General features: G+C 31.4%; 24 protein-coding genes and 2 pseudogenes. 5 read left to right on the top strand and 21 right to left on the bottom strand.

Going from position 1 to position 18,916, the window contains the following annotated elements:
• Positions 1-108: 108 nt before the first annotated feature.
• From AAG068_RS04755 to AAG068_RS04720, 10 genes are all read right to left on the bottom strand, one after another.
• Entirely contained in the window at positions 109-240 is a 132-nt protein-coding gene (locus AAG068_RS04755; protein WP_342718349.1) for a hypothetical protein, read from the bottom strand.
• A gap of 699 nt (positions 241-939) precedes the next feature.
• Positions 940-1,161 carry a hypothetical protein gene (locus AAG068_RS04750; RefSeq protein WP_342718348.1) on the bottom strand — a complete coding sequence of 74 codons (222 nt, stop codon included), beginning with the start codon at positions 1,159-1,161 and terminating at the stop codon, positions 940-942.
• 3 nt (positions 1,162-1,164) lie between these two features.
• Positions 1,165-1,758: a sigma-70 family RNA polymerase sigma factor gene (locus AAG068_RS04745; protein WP_342718347.1), complete on the bottom strand. Its 594-nt coding sequence runs from the start codon at positions 1,756-1,758 to the stop codon at positions 1,165-1,167.
• 371 nt (positions 1,759-2,129) lie between these two features.
• The gene (locus AAG068_RS04740; protein WP_342718346.1) at positions 2,130-3,185 is read right to left on the bottom strand and encodes an N-acetylmuramoyl-L-alanine amidase; all 1,056 of its coding nucleotides are present in this window, start codon (positions 3,183-3,185) and stop codon (positions 2,130-2,132) included.
• 3 nt (positions 3,186-3,188) lie between these two features.
• Complete coding sequence (locus AAG068_RS04735) at positions 3,189-3,449, bottom strand: BhlA/UviB family holin-like peptide (protein ID WP_342718345.1); 261 nt, start codon at positions 3,447-3,449, stop codon at positions 3,189-3,191.
• A gap of 566 nt (positions 3,450-4,015) precedes the next feature.
• Positions 4,016-4,456 (bottom strand): transcriptional regulator, encoded by a 441-nt coding sequence (locus AAG068_RS04730; protein WP_342718344.1) that lies wholly within the window; start codon positions 4,454-4,456, stop codon positions 4,016-4,018.
• A gap of 589 nt (positions 4,457-5,045) precedes the next feature.
• Positions 5,046-5,222, bottom strand: coding sequence for an IS3 family transposase (locus AAG068_RS29895; protein WP_235634810.1), 177 nt, complete (start codon positions 5,220-5,222; stop codon positions 5,046-5,048).
• A 63-nt stretch (positions 5,223-5,285) separates the two neighbouring features.
• Positions 5,286-5,885, bottom strand: a complete 600-nt coding sequence (locus AAG068_RS29890; RefSeq protein ID WP_428845998.1) for an IS3 family transposase — start codon at positions 5,883-5,885, stop codon at positions 5,286-5,288.
• Positions 5,886-5,920: 35 nt separating this feature from the next.
• Positions 5,921-6,241 (bottom strand): transposase, encoded by a 321-nt coding sequence (locus AAG068_RS29885; RefSeq protein WP_428845985.1) that lies wholly within the window; start codon positions 6,239-6,241, stop codon positions 5,921-5,923.
• 121 nt (positions 6,242-6,362) lie between these two features.
• Positions 6,363-6,689, bottom strand: coding sequence for a hypothetical protein (locus AAG068_RS04720; protein WP_342718343.1), 327 nt, complete (start codon positions 6,687-6,689; stop codon positions 6,363-6,365).
• Positions 6,690-7,615: 926 nt separating this feature from the next.
• On the opposite strand from AAG068_RS04720, the pseudogene AAG068_RS29880 reads away from it, so the two are divergent.
• A pseudogene (locus AAG068_RS29880) lies at positions 7,616-7,801 on the top strand (IS6 family transposase); the annotation flags it as partial.
• Positions 7,802-7,973: 172 nt separating this feature from the next.
• Here AAG068_RS29880 and AAG068_RS04715 read toward each other — a convergent pair.
• Positions 7,974-8,312, bottom strand: coding sequence for a hypothetical protein (locus tag AAG068_RS04715; RefSeq protein WP_185777887.1), 339 nt, complete (start codon positions 8,310-8,312; stop codon positions 7,974-7,976).
• A gap of 686 nt (positions 8,313-8,998) precedes the next feature.
• On the opposite strand from AAG068_RS04715, the pseudogene AAG068_RS04710 reads away from it, so the two are divergent.
• A pseudogene (locus AAG068_RS04710) lies at positions 8,999-9,208 on the top strand (IS6 family transposase); the annotation flags it as partial.
• A gap of 119 nt (positions 9,209-9,327) precedes the next feature.
• Here AAG068_RS04710 and AAG068_RS04705 read toward each other — a convergent pair.
• From AAG068_RS04705 to AAG068_RS04660, 10 genes are all read right to left on the bottom strand, one after another.
• On the bottom strand, positions 9,328-9,774 hold the full coding sequence (locus AAG068_RS04705) for a sigma factor-like helix-turn-helix DNA-binding protein (protein ID WP_342718342.1): 447 nt from the start codon (positions 9,772-9,774) through the stop codon (positions 9,328-9,330).
• Positions 9,775-9,866: 92 nt separating this feature from the next.
• Positions 9,867-10,055: a Fur-regulated basic protein FbpA gene (gene fbpA / locus AAG068_RS04700; protein WP_342718341.1), complete on the bottom strand. Its 189-nt coding sequence runs from the start codon at positions 10,053-10,055 to the stop codon at positions 9,867-9,869.
• A 318-nt stretch (positions 10,056-10,373) separates the two neighbouring features.
• Positions 10,374-11,678 (bottom strand): replicative DNA helicase, encoded by a 1,305-nt coding sequence (locus AAG068_RS04695; RefSeq protein WP_342718340.1) that lies wholly within the window; start codon positions 11,676-11,678, stop codon positions 10,374-10,376.
• 10 nt (positions 11,679-11,688) lie between these two features.
• Positions 11,689-12,426: a helix-turn-helix domain-containing protein gene (locus AAG068_RS04690; RefSeq protein ID WP_342718339.1), complete on the bottom strand. Its 738-nt coding sequence runs from the start codon at positions 12,424-12,426 to the stop codon at positions 11,689-11,691.
• Between the two features lie 123 nt (positions 12,427-12,549).
• Positions 12,550-12,732 (bottom strand): limonene cyclase, encoded by a 183-nt coding sequence (locus AAG068_RS04685; RefSeq protein WP_342718338.1) that lies wholly within the window; start codon positions 12,730-12,732, stop codon positions 12,550-12,552.
• A 1-nt stretch (position 12,733) separates the two neighbouring features.
• On the bottom strand, positions 12,734-12,934 hold the full coding sequence (locus tag AAG068_RS04680; protein ID WP_001970319.1) for a hypothetical protein: 201 nt from the start codon (positions 12,932-12,934) through the stop codon (positions 12,734-12,736).
• 128 nt (positions 12,935-13,062) lie between these two features.
• On the bottom strand, positions 13,063-13,779 hold the full coding sequence (locus tag AAG068_RS04675; protein ID WP_342718337.1) for a Rha family transcriptional regulator: 717 nt from the start codon (positions 13,777-13,779) through the stop codon (positions 13,063-13,065).
• Positions 13,780-14,142: 363 nt separating this feature from the next.
• A complete protein-coding gene (locus tag AAG068_RS04670; RefSeq protein ID WP_256943184.1) occupies positions 14,143-14,268 on the bottom strand; it encodes a hypothetical protein in 126 nt (41 codons plus the stop codon).
• A gap of 1,027 nt (positions 14,269-15,295) precedes the next feature.
• Positions 15,296-16,273 carry an ornithine cyclodeaminase family protein gene (locus AAG068_RS04665; RefSeq protein ID WP_342718336.1) on the bottom strand — a complete coding sequence of 326 codons (978 nt, stop codon included), beginning with the start codon at positions 16,271-16,273 and terminating at the stop codon, positions 15,296-15,298.
• A 19-nt stretch (positions 16,274-16,292) separates the two neighbouring features.
• Positions 16,293-17,345 carry a proline racemase family protein gene (locus AAG068_RS04660; RefSeq protein ID WP_342718335.1) on the bottom strand — a complete coding sequence of 351 codons (1,053 nt, stop codon included), beginning with the start codon at positions 17,343-17,345 and terminating at the stop codon, positions 16,293-16,295.
• A gap of 215 nt (positions 17,346-17,560) precedes the next feature.
• Here AAG068_RS04660 and AAG068_RS04655 point away from each other — a divergent pair, with 215 nt between their 5' ends.
• From AAG068_RS04655 to AAG068_RS04645, 3 genes are read left to right on the top strand one after another with little or no spacing between them, the layout of a single operon-like run.
• Positions 17,561-17,938: a hypothetical protein gene (locus AAG068_RS04655; RefSeq protein WP_342718334.1), complete on the top strand. Its 378-nt coding sequence runs from the start codon at positions 17,561-17,563 to the stop codon at positions 17,936-17,938.
• Positions 17,939-17,968: 30 nt separating this feature from the next.
• A complete protein-coding gene (locus AAG068_RS04650) occupies positions 17,969-18,724 on the top strand; it encodes a hypothetical protein (protein WP_342718333.1) in 756 nt (251 codons plus the stop codon).
• Positions 18,708-18,860, top strand: coding sequence for a hypothetical protein (locus tag AAG068_RS04645; RefSeq protein ID WP_342718332.1), 153 nt, complete (start codon positions 18,708-18,710; stop codon positions 18,858-18,860). Before AAG068_RS04650 ends, AAG068_RS04645 begins: the two co-directional genes overlap by 17 nt.
• Positions 18,861-18,916: the final 56 nt, after the last annotated feature.

The raw sequence follows: 18,916 nt of genomic DNA, 5'->3' as shown, positions 1-18,916 counted from the left end.
AATAGATTTGTTCTTTTCTCATCACTTCCCCCAGCAAATTATTAATTAACGAGCAACATTAAATTGATAAGTATTAATCAATCCTTTATAAGATGGATTAGCTTGAGATTAATAACTCATTAATACACGGTAAGTACCAGGCGTTAATCGTTGGTTCATCCGTGTAGAGCCATTATATCGTTGCAGATAGAAAGTATACAAAAAGTTCGTTGCTACTACTGTATTACCATTCGGACCCATAGTTCAGTATACATCTACAGAAGTTGCACCTGGTCCATATTTTGAGTAATCAGTACATAAAGTAAAGATACTTGTGTTTGCATTACAAGGCATAATAAAAATCCCTGCCTAAATTCATATTATATTTAACGAAATTTGCTAATTCTAATGAAAGTAATATTTCATTAGAATTAGCAAATTAAGCTCTTATCTAATAAAGTTAAGAACAAGTAAAAAAAATAAAAAAAGTATCGAATTTTATATTTATATTATTTCATTCCACTCCAAATCCTATTAAAAATTAGAAAAGTATTTCCTTTCGATTCCCTACAAGAGCTGATACCTCTTATCTTCTTACTCTATACCGGTTAATTCAAATTGTAATTCTTGTGGATTTGAGCTCGTTTCTTTTATTCTTACAATCGCAAAATCTTTAACGTTCTATCTCCCTGCTACAAAAACCACGCTAAGATAGGAAACGTGGTGAGTTAACATAGAAGAAACTTATGTTCTCACTGTAGGAACTACGATTAGGGCCTGCTAAGATAACTGTTGAATACAGCGGCACTCAGAGGCCCCCCCACATCAAACAGACCACAAGGTCGCTAAGTGGAAGTTGTTCAAAAGTTCTTATTAAATACGCATTAATTTATATGCCTATTAACTGATAATCATTTTGCTATGGGTTATCAATACAATACAGTCCATTCTTCTTCTCTTTTAACTATTTGTACTAGAATCTAAAAACTCAAAAAAACCAGGCACTTCCAATCCATTAATAACATCTACTTTTTCAAATATCTTCATCTTAATTTCTTGTTCTAAATCTTCTCTTTCTTGATAGGGCGTATTTTGTAAACAGCTACAAATTTTAAATTTGAAAATCTGTAAGATTTTCTCATAATTACAACTATTTAAATTTCGATTTTTTAATTCTATCATATATTATTCCACCCCTATTAATTGTGATTTAAGTATTTTTAAAGCTTTTTTATGATTATAAGAAATAGTCTGCTCTGATACCGATAGAATTCGTGAAATTTGTTTATTATTATATTCATGAACATAGTATAAATTTAATATTTCCAACTGCTTTTTACTTAATAAACTTAAACCTTTGTATAGTAATTCATCCGTTATATGCTCTTTTAAGTGAGTTTGTTTTTTTTCGAATTGCATATAAGTAACATCTGTTAAATCATCACTCATTAAGTCTAAAATAGTCGTATTATTCTCTTCTTCATTAGTAATTGATTTATCTAAATTTAATATATTTCTCTTATTATTAATGGAAACTTTTTTATCAAACCCTATAGAATAAAAGTAAATTAAGTTACTAATATAACTTATGATTTTTACTTTTTTAAAATAAGATTTAAAAGCTTTATCTAGTAACTGTTTGTTATCATTTGTTGGTTTTTCCATAGCATTAAGAAACAACCCATAATTATCTGAATCCCCAAGGAAATTACGCATGATAGGATTTTCTAATTTTTCTTGATATAAGCTATAAAAATGATCCATGTCTATGTTATTCAAAAAATAACCTCCTAATATTAAAAAATACTCTAAGGGTACAGAGTGTTTTTACATAGGTCCTAAAGTAATTGCAATTAACCACAAAGCACTTTTCTTTTCTGCTTAGCAGTGTTTTTAAAATGTATTTTTAGTACACAATATTTTTTTGAAAATAGTCATTACTTCCTTGCAAAATTTGTTTTCTATTTCCTTATCCATTGTTAATATTAGAAATAATTGTTTCAAACAGAATTCCTCCTTGTTTTGATTAGAAAAAAGATTTAAAGAATAAATACCTAACTAAGAAATCCATAACATTCTAGTTTTTAAAACGTTTCAAATACTTATAACAAACTAAACAAAAGCAATGCCCAAGGGACATTGCTTTTTAATCAGTATTTGATTGTTATATAAGATGGACTTGCTGTAATATAAAATGTCATGTTTTTACTATTATGAACTTTATATTGTTTGGAACCATTCACCATAATCTCAGCATCTATAATAAAACCTTCTCCAACATTTACAACACCAGCAACATCTTTATCTTCCCAAGAAGGCGATTTATAGAAGCGTAAATTATCTACCTTAGATAAAACTCGGTGTCCTACAATTGATGAACTCACATTCTCCTTCGTATCAAGCCTAATATAAGATGGATCATATTTTATCCATTGATTGTCTCCAATATTTAACCATCCATTTTGTTCACTTAATACAGCATAAGATTCTGGCTTGTTTATCTGACGAATTACTGAATAGTTTGTCCCAGGTCCTTTTCGTACATTAATATACGTCCCTTCTACATATACAACCTTATTACTAGAAGGTACATTTACTTCTAATGATTTCCTAACATCAAGTCCACCATTAGAATGAGCGTATGCCCACTTTACATCGGAACGAAATTGAGACTCTGAAACACCGTGTGTTAATAAATAATCCAAAGGATCTTCATGCGTTGTCCCCCCAAGATGTCTACGGACATCGTCATGTGTCCACAACCCTTCTTCAACCGATAATCCCTGATTACGCAAAATCATCGCAAGTAGCTTCACATATTTATCGTAGGAACGCTTGAATTTATCATAATCAGCAGTTTCACAAAGCTCTACATGTACAAATCGGCTATTTGCATTTGGACCTGCACCGTATGCAATATACTTCGTATCCGCAATTTGAATTGTTTCATTCCAATCTACTGCATAATGTACAAAGGCTGAACGCCATGTACGAGTTTCATATTTTTGAATATTAATAGCTGGTGCTTCTGGTGTTGCTGTACTATGTGCGACAACTCCTTCATATGCACCAACACCATTTCGATAAGGAATTTTCGGTAAGTCTTCTATAAAAAGAGTTCTATCAGCAAAAGCACCTGTAGCAAAACTTACTAAAGACATAACTGCAATAAATACAAAGGTAAATAGACGTGATATTTTTTTCATAAATCAGTCATCTCCCTTTTTACCCAAAATTTGTTTAATTTCAGATACATCTTTAGATAAAACACTAAACGCCTCAGCTTGTTTAGTAATAACAATTTGATTTTCTGTGATTGTTTGTTGATATCTTTCTTCTCGCTCTTTATTTTCCAGGCGTGTTGATTCTAATAATTCTTTACTCTCTTTCCTTGTTGAAAATAGCAACCACACAAATAAGGCGCCAAATGCACCTTGCGATAGCATGGTATTTACAATCTGTTCTTCCATTATATTCATCCCCTTTTTCCCATAAAAAATAGAAGCACTTATATGCTTCTATTTTTTCAAACAATATTTTGTTTTATATTTAAAACACATTTACTTTACCGCTTTTTTAAGTATTTCTAATTGCTTATTTAGCAACATTTAATTTCCCGATATTTAAAATTAAATATCTATTAACTTCCTGCAATCCAGACAATTATTTTATAAATATATTAGTTAAATACAAGTAAAACATTTATCATAAATACAAAATTAGAAAAATATAGGATATATCATTGACCTAACCGACTTAGTAGTAAAGTCAGTGTGCTAAATACATCCCCATTTAGCTTAAATAAAGTAACAAGAACTCCATATCTAAGATATTAACAGTACTCAGAATAAAATTAACTTTTAATCCTCTAACATCCACTCCTACTTACTAATATTATACCAACAATTAAGCAAGTGCAGTGTGACATAAGTGTAGCATGAGTGTGTCATCTATTTGTTTTAAGGTTCATCTTTTAAAGTGTACATTGTTACTTCCATATTTCATTTCAAACAGTTTGAATTCCAATACATAGGATTTATATAATGGTAATACAACCTAGACTAATAAGGAATTTCTTTATAACTTGATTACGAATTAAAAACAACGTTTTGTCACTATATCCTATCTTCAAGGCACACTTATCAATTGTCCAATTATAAAAATACCTATATGTAATAAAATCCCTTTCTACTTCTTCTATACTTTCTAAAGCATTATCAATAGCTTCTATAATAAACACATATTGTTGTAACTCTAATTCTATCTGACTTCTTTCATTCCCTATACATATTTCTGAATTTTCATTCCTTCCTCTTCTCGAAACTTCTATATTCAAAAATAATGTATTTAAGAGTTCTAACTTCTTTTTCAAATTAACAATTGCAACCTTATAATTAGTATAATTTTTTAGGTGAAATTCTATTCTTTTAATATTTTTCTGTTTTTCTTCCTTTGAAATTTTTTCAACTGTTAGCATAGTAGTTTGCCCCCTTAATAAATATACTTCCTATGAAAAAATGTATAATTATTAATTAATACTTCATATTATTTTATCATAAATAAGAACCTGCGTTCTCCAAATAGTGTAGCATCTTAAAAAAGACAACTAAATAATAAAATAATGATGGATATATAGCTACGAGGTTGAGGAATTTTGGTTTGTATAACTGAATTCACAATAAATCTTTAAATATTGCATTGTAAAAGAATCAATTTTACGAATAAAGATACATTATTAGAGATTTTAACAAAATGGAAAAAGAAAAATTTAAAATGATGATAACTATTTCTGGCCAGTGTAAAGCGGAAGAGCTACAGGGAGATTAACAACAAAAGAGGAAGTAGAACAAGCATACAAAAATATTGTAATTTTTATAATACATGAACTTAATAATGGCTCCTTTTTACCTTTAGCGATGAAATAGATTATCACTCTTGTTCAGTAAAAGATCGATAGATATAAATTACTACAGCTTTTAGTGTAAATAACTAACACTTTTTATAATTGTATTAAAAAAAGACCTCCAAATGGTCTTATCCCTGTCAAGTAGACAGTATTAAAAAGACTAAGCAGCCATCGAGATTCGATATTCTATCGGAGCTCGATGGTTGAGTCGTTTTTGGAAACGTTTATAGTTATAAAAATAAATATATTCTTCAATTGCTTGTATTAAATCCGCTTCTGTTTTAAAATGATTCAAATACAACATCTCCGATTTAAAATGGGAGAAAAATGACTCGATACAGGCATTATCATGGCAGTTTCCTTTGCGAGAGTGGCTGCCAATGATACCTAAATCTAAAAGTCATTTGTTGTAGGCATGAGATGTGTACTGGAATCCCTGATCTGAATGGAGAATGGTTCCACGCACATCTCTTTTTTGTGCCAGCATTTCAATTGTATCTAATACAAGTTCATTATCATTACGCTTGGAAATTTTCCAAGAAACAACTTCGTTATTATAAATATCTTGTACAACAGAAAGATAGCGGAAGCCCTCTTGAAATCGTAGGTAGGTAATGTCTGTAACAAGCGCTTCATTTTGCTGGCGATCTTTGAATTCACGGTTTAAAACATTTGGAAAAGTATTAGAATAATTCCCTTTAAAGAAGCAACGCTTCTTCCGAATAATAGACTGAATGTTGAGCGCACTCATTAATCGATATACTTTTTTGTGATTTATAAAATAACCCTCTTCTTGTAAAGCGATTTTCATACGTGGATAACCATATTCTTTGTGCTTTACGTGAATAGATTGAATTACCTTTTTTAATCGTTTATCGGATTCTAGTCGCGTGTTGTTCACACTTTTTGTATGAACCCACTTATAGTAACTTGAGCGATGTACATTCGCAAAATTAGTAAGCCATATAACAGGATATTTTCTCTTTAGTAATTCAATGATATGATATCGTTCTTTATATTTTAGTACGCCTCCATTTACAGATTTGGATACTGCTTTTTTAAATATTCAACCTGAGCCTTATAGTAGTCACGCTCTTCTTCAACAGTTTTAAAATGAATCCGTTTGCCTTTTAAAGGGTTTGGTATACCTTTCATTTCACTATTTTTTCCACGAGTATCTGTAATTTCACCACATTCTTTATACTTTTTCACCCAATTTTTAAGTTGTGTAGAGCTTCTAATCTGATATTTCTCCGCTATCATATCGTAGCTTTCCTCACCGTTTAAATAACTTTGAACAGCTGATACCTTTATCTCATTTGAGTATGTATTAAATGTTGTACCTTTTTTAGCCATGAAAAATCCCCTCCAAGTAATAGTGTAACATCCATGTGTATACATGGTCTTTTTCACACTGTCTACCTAAAGGGGATAATATCACAAAGAGGTCTTTTTTATCGTTAACAATTTCTATATACTATCGTCGTACCGTTACTGCTGGGTGATACTCAGTGATAGCACCGTCACCATTCATACGGTAAGTGACAGATACTCGATATGAACCAGCTTGCATTCCAGCAAGAGAGAATGAGTTATTTACTGAGTAAGAGAAGTAACTTGTACGGGATTGAACCACTTTCCAGGCATTAGCTGACTTTACCCAATACTTTAGGTAAGTAGAGTAGTCGCGACGCATTCCTGAAGTTGATGATGGAGCTGAAAGGGATACGTCAATTGAATTCGCCCCTGGACCATAAGAATCTGCATCTAAACACATAACAATTGTAGCCGTTTGAACACACATAAATAAATTCCTCCTATAAAATAATATATCTTTCTCTGTAGAAGCTTCTAGTAGAATCTTTGCAATAGCTTATTACGGACAAATATTTATATATTGGAGTCGTGAATATTTTGAATTTCTTCAATTCACATAACAAGCCCCTAATGTTTAAAATTCAAATATGAAATTGCTTTAATTCTCCCCAGTACTGTTACTAATAGTTTGACCTGTTAGTAATTGATAGAATCCTAAAAAACATCTAAAAAATATCTAAGAAATCCCTAAGAAATCACATGAAAATCCTGATACAACGAAATTCTACTTCCACCAAAATATATAGATCGCTACGACAACGATAAATTTTGATTATGCACAGCCAATTGATCTTTTCAAACTACACAACTTAATTACTTTTATAAAACAATATATAATTTTGTATAAATGTAATGGAAAATAAAATATAAATATTAAATATCAAGAGATGGAATAACTCGCAGTAACTGTGAGAAAAATTAAAGATTACTTTCGTCTTGAGATTCAAAATTAGTTAGATAAACATATTATTAATTTAATCTCTTCCCAATATCATCTCTTTTATAGCCTACCTAACACTTAATCATTTCTATTTATGTAGACTTTAAAATTGCTGTTTTCACTCTTACATTTTTAAGAAAAAAGCAAATTTCTTGTTTGGTATCTTAGAAAAACCAGATAGTATCTAAAAAAAGCTAGGGGAGTATCTTAGAAAAACTAGAGGTAGTTTCTGAAGGAAACACTAACAATACTAATATTAACAAAAATAACTTAACAAGAAATATGTACTATAAACTAATAAGTAAAATTAAACATTCAAAAGAATGAGCCTACTCATTCCAGAAATATCCCTTATCTTTGTTACTATTACGTAGATTTTAAGCCCTTTTCTCTACATGAACCTACACTCTAGAAAACAGGATCATAAGCATGTAAAGAGACGTTTTACCAAATATGTAGAATTTCAAAATCTTATTCATACTTCACGTACAATAACAGATATTGAGACTATTCATGCCCTTTATAGTCAAAGACTAAGTCCTCAAAGAGACTCCAACTTTTCAACTATACATTTGTTAATTCTCTCTAGTAATATATAGTTGCACATTATTAATAAAATATATTTTTCGAATCATATCGTTTCATATTACTACTAATCCTTATAATTTTTTTGTACCTTTACCCATAAAAAATAAAAATATTGTTTACTATACATTTAAAGATATATTTTTAAAGATAATTATAGAAAAAAAGACCTCCAAAGAGGTCTTTTTATCGCTTTACAGTAAATCCTGGAGTTCGAATAGTATCTTTAGCCCCAGTATCTTTACGTTGATGATCAGCAACTACTCGGTAGCTACCCCCAGCTCTTCCTGATAAAGAAAATGATGGGAAAGCAGCCCTTGTAAACCATCCGTTCTTTTTCTCAACTGTTCCCCATGAGCTACCATTCCAAAACTGTAAATACACAGTATAATCAAAAGTATAAAGTCCTTTAATAGAATCATCAGCCTCAATTGTTAAATCAATTGATGTTGCTCTTGCACTGTATGAAGCAGCATCTGTACATACTCGTACATAATAATATTCATAAGGTGAACTACAATTCATTAATATCATCTCCTATAAAATAATCTATATTTTTTTGTAGAAGTTTCTGTTATAATCTTTGTAATTTCATATTAAGAAAATACATTATAACGCTTCAATAAAAATTTCTTCAATCCACATAGCAAGCGTCTAATATTTAAAATTCAAATATGAAATTACTTTAATTCTTCCCAGTACTTCTATTAATAGTTTAACCTGTTAGGAGTTCATAGAAGCCTAAATTATATGTAAAATATATCTAAGAAAAATCTAAAATATTATATTAAAATCCTAATACAAAAGAATTCTTCTTTCTCTCACATGTATACATTTATGCGACAACGATAGGCGAAAGATGGATTTGATTTAATGTCAAAAGATTTTATTACAGATTTCACGATGTGTGAAAACCCATATTGGACTTTAGTCCGCCTTTAGGCATAGGATTAAAGGATGGCTTTTCATAGAAAAACAGTAGTGTTTTGGTTATACTTGACCTATAGACAAGCACATGTCTTTAAAACGCCTATGTATTCTTTAAAAATTAACTATCATATGGAGTTGGATAGCCAAATTCAAGTTATTATTAAAATGACATGTGTGGGCAAGAACAAGATGCTAAGACATATGAACACACAATGCCTTTGGTAGCAAGCATCCCACTGACGTCAGTCAGCTTTCCTCTTTAGGCATAGAAGTGTTAAACTACAACTAATTGTACAATTAAACGTTTAAACAATCTTATTGAACAGAACCATAGGCATGTAAAGAGATGTTTTGCCAAATCCGCAGTATCTCAAAATCTCCTTCATACTTCACGTACAATAACAGATATTGAGACTATTCATGCCCTTTATAGACAAAGGCGAAGTCCCCAAAAGAGACTCCGCCTTAACAACACGTACAATGAACTTTAATAATTATTAACTACTTCCTAAATATTGTTCCGCATTTATCAACCTATTTATGATTTTTTCAAACTTTTCAACTATACATTTGTTAGCTATCTCTAAAAAACATATATAGTTGCAAAATATTAATGAACCATATTTTTTATATCATATCTTTTCATTTTACTGCTCACTCTTCTAATATGACTATGGCTATAATTTAGTAATACAGCAATTTGTTTCAAATTCATTCCTTTTACATCTCGATAATATATAATACGTTTTTCTAAGTCTTTCATACTTGCCATTACGTCTTTAACTTGCTTCATTACCTGTTGTTTCTCCTGTACCATCTCAGTTAATACATTAATTTTACCAGCAATCTTATTATGCCTAGTATAAATGTCTACTAAATCTAACGGTATTTCTCCACCTTGAACACGTTCTTTTGTATAATCCACCACACCATTGAATTTTGGAGCGTTCATAGCCATATTTTTCATCAGAAATTTATGTTCTATCTCTAAGTCTCCTATTTGAATCTTTAACATATCTATTTCCTGTGCTAAGTCCTTAAGTAAAAGTTGTTCCATTATTACTCCTCCTATTAACTTTTTTAATCCATAAACAGTATTTTTAGCACTAAAATATACTCAATCAAATTGATTAGAAAATAATTTTATATTTATCTTCTCTCTTCGAGTCCTTGATCTTGTTTATCTACCTTCTTTATTAATTTTTCTAATTGTTTTTTACTAAGTTCCCATAGTTGATATTTATTAAACTTGTATATTCCATTCTTAATTAAATACACAATTAACTCATCTTTTTTTCCCATTAGTCCACCTAAACCCGAATAAACGATTTTTATCATTATATTAAATTATATAGATTTTACCATTATTTTATTACTTTAATCTCTCTAGTTTTTGTATCCTTTATTTCATATAATTTTCAACATCTAAAAATAACTTATACATTATAGATAACAATATTTCTCTTTCTCATATAATCCTTTAAATATTGATTCATAGATTGTCTAAATCTAAATTCAAAATAGTAATCCAAGCAATTAACATGATCCTCAAAAGTCAATACTTTCCGCTCAAACACAAGATATTCAATTAATAACCAAACACTTACTACCCCATCTTTCTTTGTCTCTGTATAAAGTTCTAATATTGTCATAGTACTAAATTCCTTTTTCAAGGTATAAATTTGTTTTTTTAACGAACTGGAAAGGAAGTGTTCCCACAAATCCATTTCGATTTTTCGCAATAATTAATTCAACATCGTGAATTTCCTCTTCTTGTTGCTCTCTATTAAAATATGCTGGACGGTGAGGAAAAATAATAAGATCAGCAATCTCCTCAATACTTCCCGATTCACGAATATCAGCCATTGTAGGTGCTTTGTCTTGCTTTCCCTCTACACTACGATTTAATTGTGCTACAAGCATAATTGGCACACTATGTTCTTTTTGTATTTCTTTTAGTTGTTTCATGATGTATGTAAATTTCAGATGATTATTTTGAAACGACTCATTTACATCAATATGTCCTAAATGATCTATAGCAAAGAAGTGTTTTCTATCTGGGTTTTCTTTTACTACTTGACGAATTACTGTTCGAATTTGGTCAATATTCTTTTCTGGACGAACATTAATGGAGAGCTCCGCTAATTTACCACATGCTTTGTGATATTTCTCCCAATATTTTTGTTTTTCATGAAAAAATTTATTTGGGTTATTCATTGTCGCAACTGGAATTTTTCCTTCTGCAGCAATCCATCTATCTATAATCTTATTTTCATCCATTTCACATGAGAAAAATGTTCCCATATATTCCTGGCTTTGATGTGCTCCACGTCGCATACTTTCCAATACAAATGCTGTTTTCCCCACAGATGGACGAGCTGCTACTACTATTAAATCTGATGGTTGCCAACCATCTAAACCTTTATCAAGGATATTAAAACCCGTAGGGGTTCCACTTATTCCACTTAAAGGCATTTGACTATGCATTAAAATACGGTTCTCTAATTTTTCTTTAAACGAGGGTTGTGATTTCATTGTAGTACCTGGAATATGATTTATTTCAGATAAAAGTTTGTTAAGTTGTTGGTAGCTATGTGTGAATTTCGATTTTTCTTTAAAATCTTCGAATGTAAGGAGAGCTTCATTTACCGCAATAAATTCAATCATTTTATCTTCTATATATTTAAAATTATGAGTTAAAATCCCTAATTCATATAGATTGCTTAACGTACTAACTCCACCAAATGTAGCCATCTTATCTTCGCCAATTTGAGAAAGTGACATCATATCAACAGGTTTATCATTACTTTGAAGTTCTTTCATAATTTTAAATAAATTTCTATTATATTTATTTAAATAATGTTTAGTCTTTAACTTTGTTTCATATATTAAACTATTATCATGAATCATCATTCCAAGAATATAACATTCATTTTCGTAATGTACCTGGTACTTATTCACTAAATTCACCTCAATCTAATAAACGATCTATAGAGAAATTACATGTGCTAAATACCTTTGAAATTTCTTTCTCTTTTTTCATTTCAGCATATTCTAGATAGCATTCATTGTTGAAGAAATTAGTAGCATGTTTTATATATCTTGTTTCTACACAATTTCCTTTAATATATTCAGCATATCTTTGTGTTCCCAAATTTATCAATTCAAAAGAATGTTTTTTAGTAGCCATATTAAATGATTTATAAGCTGATTTCTTATCAATTTTTTTAGGATATAACGCCCATACATGTTCAAATTCTTCTGAATACCCCACACTTAAATTTTGAATATTCTTAATCTCAACCTTGTTAAAATTAACTTTACTTGTGCTTCCTCCAGTTACTATCTCTTTTTTCTCTAAAGCATTTTCTTTCTCTCTTTCTGATATCGTACCTTGCTTTTTTGAAATATTAGATGTAGGTAAAAGATGATATAGGTTAGAAAGATGATCGCCCTTATTATCTTTCCTTAAAGTTTTTGATACATATCCCTTTTCCACCAAAATCTTGATACACTCAATAACCTTTTTCTTGCCACATCCAACCCTTTTAGCTAGTGTGTTCAGTGATGGAAAAGCTGATTTTGTTTTTTTATTTGCATATCTAACAATTACTGCATAAGTTTTAAACGCATAAACATCCAATTCACCATTATCTATAACTTCATTATCTATCATAAAAAAGCCGCCTCGTTTATCAATAAATTCCATTAATTCTCCTTCCCTCCCTTATATTATTAAACCTTATAAATATATTCATTCCGTTAACATTCGGTAATTACCGAATATTAAAATTTATAAAACTTTAGTCATCTGCCAATCTATTTATTTCATTTAAAAAAGGTACTCCTCTTCTTTTTCTTGTTTGCTTAATTCATATATTTCTTCTAATACTTGTAAACCATGTTCATATGCAAGAACCATTGTTGTTGAAAAAATATCCCGCTTTTGTTTATGGTTTTCAATTAATCGTATAAAAATCCTTTTTTCTAAGTTAAATTTGTCGTCTAAGCTCATTTTATTCACCTGCTACTTTCTTTATAGAATAACTTTCAATAAATTGTTTTATACATTGTGTTTCACAATGAAGATAATCTCCGTCAAAGTCATAATAATGCTCACCAAAATAAATTTCACCCTGACAACCTTCGCAATATTCCAAGTAATCATTCTCTCCGGAATCCATACATTTACTATCTATCATTGGATTTTCTATCAACTACAATTTCCCCCAGTCATTAAAATATCTAGTAACTTATTAAAATCCATATAATATACACGCACTTTAACAATTGAATTCTCTTCTTATATATACATACTGAAAGAAATCCTTTGTAAATTTCCTTTTTATGCTGTCATATTCTTTTTATGTAACAGTACATCAGCTACCCTTATTGCATTTTCTAATTGATTTTTAACCGCTAAATATTGCGGAGCTGTTATTCGCTTCAATTTGTTCTTTTTTTTATAGTGATACATTTTTAATTTTAAATTTGTCCTATATGTTCTGTTATACATCGATCTAAATATTCTCCATGCCTTTTGAAAGCTAACATCTTTGCTAAAAGCTAAAAGCCGAATCATTTTATTTAAACGTTGCTGCAGACAACTTTCTGTATTTAGATTAATAAGAGTATTACTACAATGTTCTATAGTTCTTACCTCTTTCTCCAATTGTGGAATTCTAAATAAAACCTTGATTTGTATTTTGTCTAGATTCTGATGTTTTTTTGTTACATGTTTAAGATCGTTTAAGAATTCATCCTTCACCTTTAAAGCATGTATATTTCCCATTTTTCTATATGCAAATGTACTTTCTCTCAGTTTAAACTTAGGATAGTCTATGCCTTTCATTGAATAAGTTAACTTAATAAATTTATCTGATAAAAAATTAATCTTATTAATTACATTCAAGTTTTGTATCGGATTTATAATAGTACTTATTACAGAATTTTGATTCTCCTTATACATGTCAGCAACAATCAAGCTATCCGTTACGATTGTATTTCTTTCCTTCAATACCAAATCATTAACTATACCTTCTCTTCTTTTGATGCTAGCCATATATACCCCCACTTTAATAAACCTTGGGTTTACTAATTCTATTTAAAAAAATGATCTTTCGGATCATCTTCAAACGCTTTTGCAATTTTTACTACCAGATCTATTTTTAGATTGCTTTTACTATTTTCTATATACCGCTAATGCAACTTTGTTATCCCAACTTTATTAACAACCTCTTCACAAGTCCGTCCCGTTTCCACTCTTCTTTGTTTTAATTTTTCCAAATCATTTCCCCCTTCCGTTATCCATACTCTAATTTTAAATAAACCTAAGGTTTATTTCAAGTCTTTTTTATATAATTTCCTATATTTTTTATGGACTATGTATTAATTCCACAGATCGATTAACCCTAGACGAAAAAAGCTATCTATTGTTTTTTTCTATATATACTCTAGATAGACACGCCTTTAGAATATCCTCTGTATTAATTTTTCTTCCCTCTTTTAACCATAGTTTGACTACTTCCTTAGCTAATTCTTGTTTATTCATCTCAATCCCCCATATTCAACATATTATTTATAAATCTTTTCATATAGTTTTACTTTTTGGTTAAATATAAATAGGAAATTTTTCATAAAAGTAGGAATGACATCGCTCTATTCATAACGATGTCATTCTAAATGCTAATAATATTCCGCGCATTGCTAGCCACCATTTGGATGAGCTATTGGAGCTAAACACTTCATCTTCTATTGTGTTGTATCATCTGTATTTGGCTCATTCAATATAAATATGGACTCGCCTAATAGAACCACTAAAATTATGAATCGACCTCAATTTTCTTCTTTCGCTTTGACTAGTTGATATCAATTTTTAAAAACAAATTTATCTTTCACTCTATAAATTTGTTTTTAAAAAGGAGTTCTTACTATTATGTATTACACTCGTATTCTAATAATAAATGATCATTTTACCTATCAAATTAATATTTCCATTTTTCAATCCCTATATGAATATTTTACCACAAAACAGAACTCACGTTCTACTTTTAGGTGCAGAAAATCTAATTAAATTTAATAAAATTTAAGCATGAAAGTTTTTTGATAAATCAATAGTTACTTTAAAAGTAAATCACATACAAAATATCGTTAATACCTAATGAACGGTTTATTATTTATAAGAACTTAATTTTAGTAGTTCCGTACTTTCTTTGACATTTCCTATAATATTCCTATTTCACTATACGTACCCAAGTTATTTTAATACACCCAATAAACTAATATACTACTATATCCCTCTATCGTTGTTGTGCTTTTTATTAACATTAGGCATAGGGAAAGAAATCCAAATAACATTCATTAGTATAGATCTTAAAAGTACTGCATCACATTTACCAGATACTCAAAAAGAATAGTCATGAATATCATCTATTAATTGAATAACTTTTATACAATTTATGCTTTTACTCCCTTGCTTACGAGCTACTCCCACTGTATCGCACACTCGTAATCCCCCTTCTACCGATGAATCCCGCACCTTACACGCAACAAAAAAAGACCACCAAAAAGGCAGCCCCTCAAAAATCAATCTTATTCCCCACGCCGCGCTCCATCGCCTTCTCATACAAATACTTCGCAACAATTATATCCACTACCGCCAAACCAACCGATTTAAAAACAGTAATCTCTTTATCGTTCTCCCTACCAGCCCTTTCCCCGCTTATAATTTGACCAAGTTCGGCATGGATGTCGCTAGCTTTGAATAAACCTTCCTGTATCGGAACTTGAAGGTCCCCTGTCTCTTCTAATGCTGCTTCTTTCGATTCGACTACTACTTTATTTGCATTAACGATGGCGTGGGATGGTAGTTCTTGCATGTTCGGTTTGAATGAACCGACGGCGTTTATGTGGACGCCTTTTTGTAGTTTTTCTGAGAAGACTGGTGTGGATGCGTTCGTAGTTGTGACGATGATGTCTGCTTCAATTATTGCTTCATTTGCATTGGTGTGAACGTAAGCAGGCTTACCAAATTTCTCTTGTATATATCGCGCAAATGCATACGCTTTTTCTTCTGTTCGATTGTATAAAATGACTTTCTCGATATCTCTAACCGCGAATATAGCTTCGGCAATTCCCTTCGCTTGTTCGCCTGTTCCGATCATACATAACGTTTTTGCGTTATGAGAGGCTAAATGTTTGGTCGCTACTCCTGATAGGGCGCCTGTTCGAATCATCGTTAAGTACGATCCTTCTAAAAGTGCGAGCGGTTCTCCCGTTTGAAAGTCTGATAGCATCACAATCCCGTTTATCGTTTTCTTTCCTACCTTTTTATTCTGCGGGACGACTGTTACTACTTTTAAGCCAAGTGCTTCAAGTCCCTCTGCTACTGAAGGCATAATTAATGCGGTATTTTGTTCGCTTGCAAATGGTAATGAGCCACGTATTGGTGTAATCGTTCTTTCTGCAGAAAATTCTTGTAAAGCAAGCGCTGCGTATTCAATGACTTCGTTCATATTTACTAAATTTCGTTGTTCGTTCGCGCTTATAACTAGCATATCTTTCCACCTCCTTCTTCTATCCTAACAAAAATCCCCGATTCAAATCATCTCTCGGATCTACAACGAACTGATGAAATCCTGTAATAAATGCATTCCCTGTTACTTTCGGAACGACAGCTTCATATGTATGTACCGCTGTTACCGACAATACTTCTCCCTCGAATTTCCCGTCAGTAATACATTCGTGGACGAAAATTTCTCCCTTTTGTAAAGCACCTTTTTCAAAAAGGGTTGCGATTCTTGCGGAAGTTCCTGTGCCACAAGGAGAACGATCTACTTGCCCGTCAGCAAAAATCGTTACATTTCGTAACGTTGCGTCTTCCCCTTTCGGTTCATCTGAGAAAATAACACCGTATATTCCTTTTAAACCTTCTTCAAGCGGGTGCTTTACTTCCATTTGGCTCTCAATATAGTGCTTAATTTTACCGCCCCACATTTGAATAGCAAATAAGTCTTTGAAATCGACTTTCAAACCAAATTCTTTACTATCCACAACAGCATAAAAAGCTCCACCAAACGCAATATCTACTTGAAACTCATAGTTATCTATTTTAATAGGAACGTCTTTTTTGTATACAAATGAAGGAACGTTTTCAAATGATACGGACTCTACTTCGCTCCCGTTATATTTTGCGTATGCAACCACTTCCCCAGCGGGGCTATCAATAATGAACTTCTGTTTCTCACCTGTCACTTCAAACATACCAGTCTCAATTCCGACTGTAATAACAGCAATAATGCCGTGACCACACATCGTACTCCAACCTTCATTGTGCATAAATAACACACCAAAATCAGCGTGGGCACTTGCGGGCGGCGTAACGATACAACCATACATACCGTGATGCCCTCTCGGTTCATACATAAGAACCTCACGAAGATGATCCAAATGTTCCATGCAGTATGCCCGTCTTTCCAGCTGCGTTTCTCCTTTTATTTCTGGCACGCTACCTGTAATAATTCGAAGCGGTTCCCCAGCTACGTGTGCATCAATTGTTGTATACACTTTACTAACCTTCATTTCTATCTCTCCCCTATATGTTGATACTATTTTTATTGCAAGTATCATGCCAACGCATAGGGGATAAATTTGTATACATTGTTAAAAAAAGCATACACTACTGTCTATTTTTTTATACAGTAGACAGCAGAGAATTATTACCCTACAACTAACTCCATTGTGGTGAAAAAGAATAGTTACATTCCTAACCTAGCTCGTAAAAGTCTTAAGCAATTGGTAAAATAAAAAATGGATTATTATTAGATAAAAAGGAGGAGGCACCTATGCGAATATTCGATAAACTTTTCAGACGCAAAAATAAACAAGGAGACATTCAAAAATCTCCCATATCAATAAAAAAAGACGAAATAGAAAAAAAACAAAATATAGATATGGGATTTGATATTTCTATTACTCTCACCCCAGACTACAAAGACGAAGGGATTACATTATCTTCTTCTCCTGTTGGCGTATCTACTGGAAGTACCGCAAATGATTTTTATGTATATGAATGGTTCATCAAAGGAACAGGCGAGATTTTTTATGTTGGTAAAGGCCGCGGAAATCGCTATAAAGAATATCACACAAGAGCTTATGAAGCTGAAAAAATCCGTGAGCGCTATGAAACGGACTCTCGTTTCGTTGCAACCGGCTTAACTTAGGATGAAGCTATTGAACTTGAAAGTAAAGAAATGGCTAGAGTTTTAAACGAAACTAATGATAGATTAACAAACCGTATAACCCCATATTTTACAAATCGAGATAATGGTTATTCTCGTAGTCCCAACACACCTGAATTAAAATTCGAAACTGCCCCTGTATTGTTTGCTACTGAAATCGATGAACACTACTTCGGACAAAAGTATAGAAACTTTGATGAAGTAGAAGACAAAAACTTGAAAGCCGTTGTATTCATTACCCGAAACATACGAGATGAAATCGACGTAATCTACGGTGGAAATTTAGAGAATTATCAAGATGAGATCAACGCTCTACTAATAGACAATAAGAAAAAGATACTAAAGAGCAAATACGCTAAATCCGTTAGTGCATGGATATACGTAGGCGACGATGAAGTCCAGAATTATGAAATAGATCAACAACAAGCATTAGAGAAATTAGGTAGAAACATACCTACCTATCATCTAATTGATGTTTGGAAGTTTCTAAAAGAACAATACGGTGACGTTATAGTAAAAAAGAATGACTCGACTTCTATTAATCCTGTTCACTCACGTGTACCTTTATCTGAAATAAAAAATCTACACAACTGGGAAAACGGTTTCGACGAGGGTATGCCTTATTGGGAAAAAGGCGATATAGAACGTAAAGCCGGCAACTTAGAAAAGCTATTGAGTTATTCGATAAGGCAAGGTACAACGGTTACAACGCCCTGCATTATACAGTTCATATGCTATGGCGTTTCGCAAAATGAAAGATTACGATAACGAAATTGCTATCATAGACGAGTGTATTGAACGTTTACGTGTGGAAAAAGTAAACGTAAACTCAAATATGATTATCGGCATGAAAGACCGCCGTGCAAAAGCATTTGAATTGAAAAGAAAACAAAAACAAAATTAAAGACTCATGAAAAGAGATCGCATTCTGAAGCAATCTCTTTTCTGCTTTTGTTGGAT

Origin of the sequence: Bacillus paramycoides (genome assembly GCF_038971285.1) — a bacterium.
In the GTDB taxonomy this organism is placed as follows: Bacteria; Bacillota; Bacilli; order Bacillales; family Bacillaceae_G; genus Bacillus_A.
Note: the sequence above shows the minus strand (reverse complement) of the source record. Positions and strands in the feature narration are given on the sequence as shown.

Bases quoted from the DNA above. Each gene is read 5' to 3' on its own strand.
- AAG068_RS04755 (WP_342718349.1), bottom strand. From the start codon at position 240: ATGGGTCCGAATGGTAATACAGTAGTAGCAACGAACTTTTTGTATACT.
- AAG068_RS04750 (WP_342718348.1), bottom strand. From the start codon at position 1,161: ATGATAGAATTAAAAAATCGAAATTTAAATAGTTGTAATTATGAGAAA.
- AAG068_RS04740 (WP_342718346.1), bottom strand. From the start codon at position 3,185: ATGAAAAAAATATCACGTCTATTTACCTTTGTATTTATTGCAGTTATG.
- AAG068_RS04735 (WP_342718345.1), bottom strand. From the start codon at position 3,449: ATGGAAGAACAGATTGTAAATACCATGCTATCGCAAGGTGCATTTGGC.
- AAG068_RS04730 (WP_342718344.1), bottom strand. From the start codon at position 4,456: ATGCTAACAGTTGAAAAAATTTCAAAGGAAGAAAAACAGAAAAATATT.
- AAG068_RS29885 (WP_428845985.1), bottom strand. From the start codon at position 6,241: ATGGCTAAAAAAGGTACAACATTTAATACATACTCAAATGAGATAAAG.
- AAG068_RS04720 (WP_342718343.1), bottom strand. From the start codon at position 6,689: ATGTGTGTTCAAACGGCTACAATTGTTATGTGTTTAGATGCAGATTCT.
- AAG068_RS04715 (WP_185777887.1), bottom strand. From the start codon at position 8,312: ATGAATTGTAGTTCACCTTATGAATATTATTATGTACGAGTATGTACA.
- AAG068_RS04705 (WP_342718342.1), bottom strand. From the start codon at position 9,774: ATGGAACAACTTTTACTTAAGGACTTAGCACAGGAAATAGATATGTTA.
- fbpA (WP_342718341.1), bottom strand. From the start codon at position 10,055: ATGATAAAAATCGTTTATTCGGGTTTAGGTGGACTAATGGGAAAAAAA.
- AAG068_RS04690 (WP_342718339.1), bottom strand. From the start codon at position 12,426: ATGGAATTTATTGATAAACGAGGCGGCTTTTTTATGATAGATAATGAA.
- AAG068_RS04685 (WP_342718338.1), bottom strand. From the start codon at position 12,732: ATGAGCTTAGACGACAAATTTAACTTAGAAAAAAGGATTTTTATACGA.
- AAG068_RS04675 (WP_342718337.1), bottom strand. From the start codon at position 13,779: ATGGCTAGCATCAAAAGAAGAGAAGGTATAGTTAATGATTTGGTATTG.
- AAG068_RS04670 (WP_256943184.1), bottom strand. From the start codon at position 14,268: ATGAATAAACAAGAATTAGCTAAGGAAGTAGTCAAACTATGGTTAAAA.
- AAG068_RS04665 (WP_342718336.1), bottom strand. From the start codon at position 16,273: ATGCTAGTTATAAGCGCGAACGAACAACGAAATTTAGTAAATATGAAC.
- AAG068_RS04660 (WP_342718335.1), bottom strand. From the start codon at position 17,345: ATGATACTTGCAATAAAAATAGTATCAACATATAGGGGAGAGATAGAA.
- AAG068_RS04655 (WP_342718334.1), top strand. From the start codon at position 17,561: ATGCGAATATTCGATAAACTTTTCAGACGCAAAAATAAACAAGGAGAC.
- AAG068_RS04650 (WP_342718333.1), top strand. From the start codon at position 17,969: ATGGCTAGAGTTTTAAACGAAACTAATGATAGATTAACAAACCGTATA.
- AAG068_RS04645 (WP_342718332.1), top strand. From the start codon at position 18,708: ATGAAAGATTACGATAACGAAATTGCTATCATAGACGAGTGTATTGAA.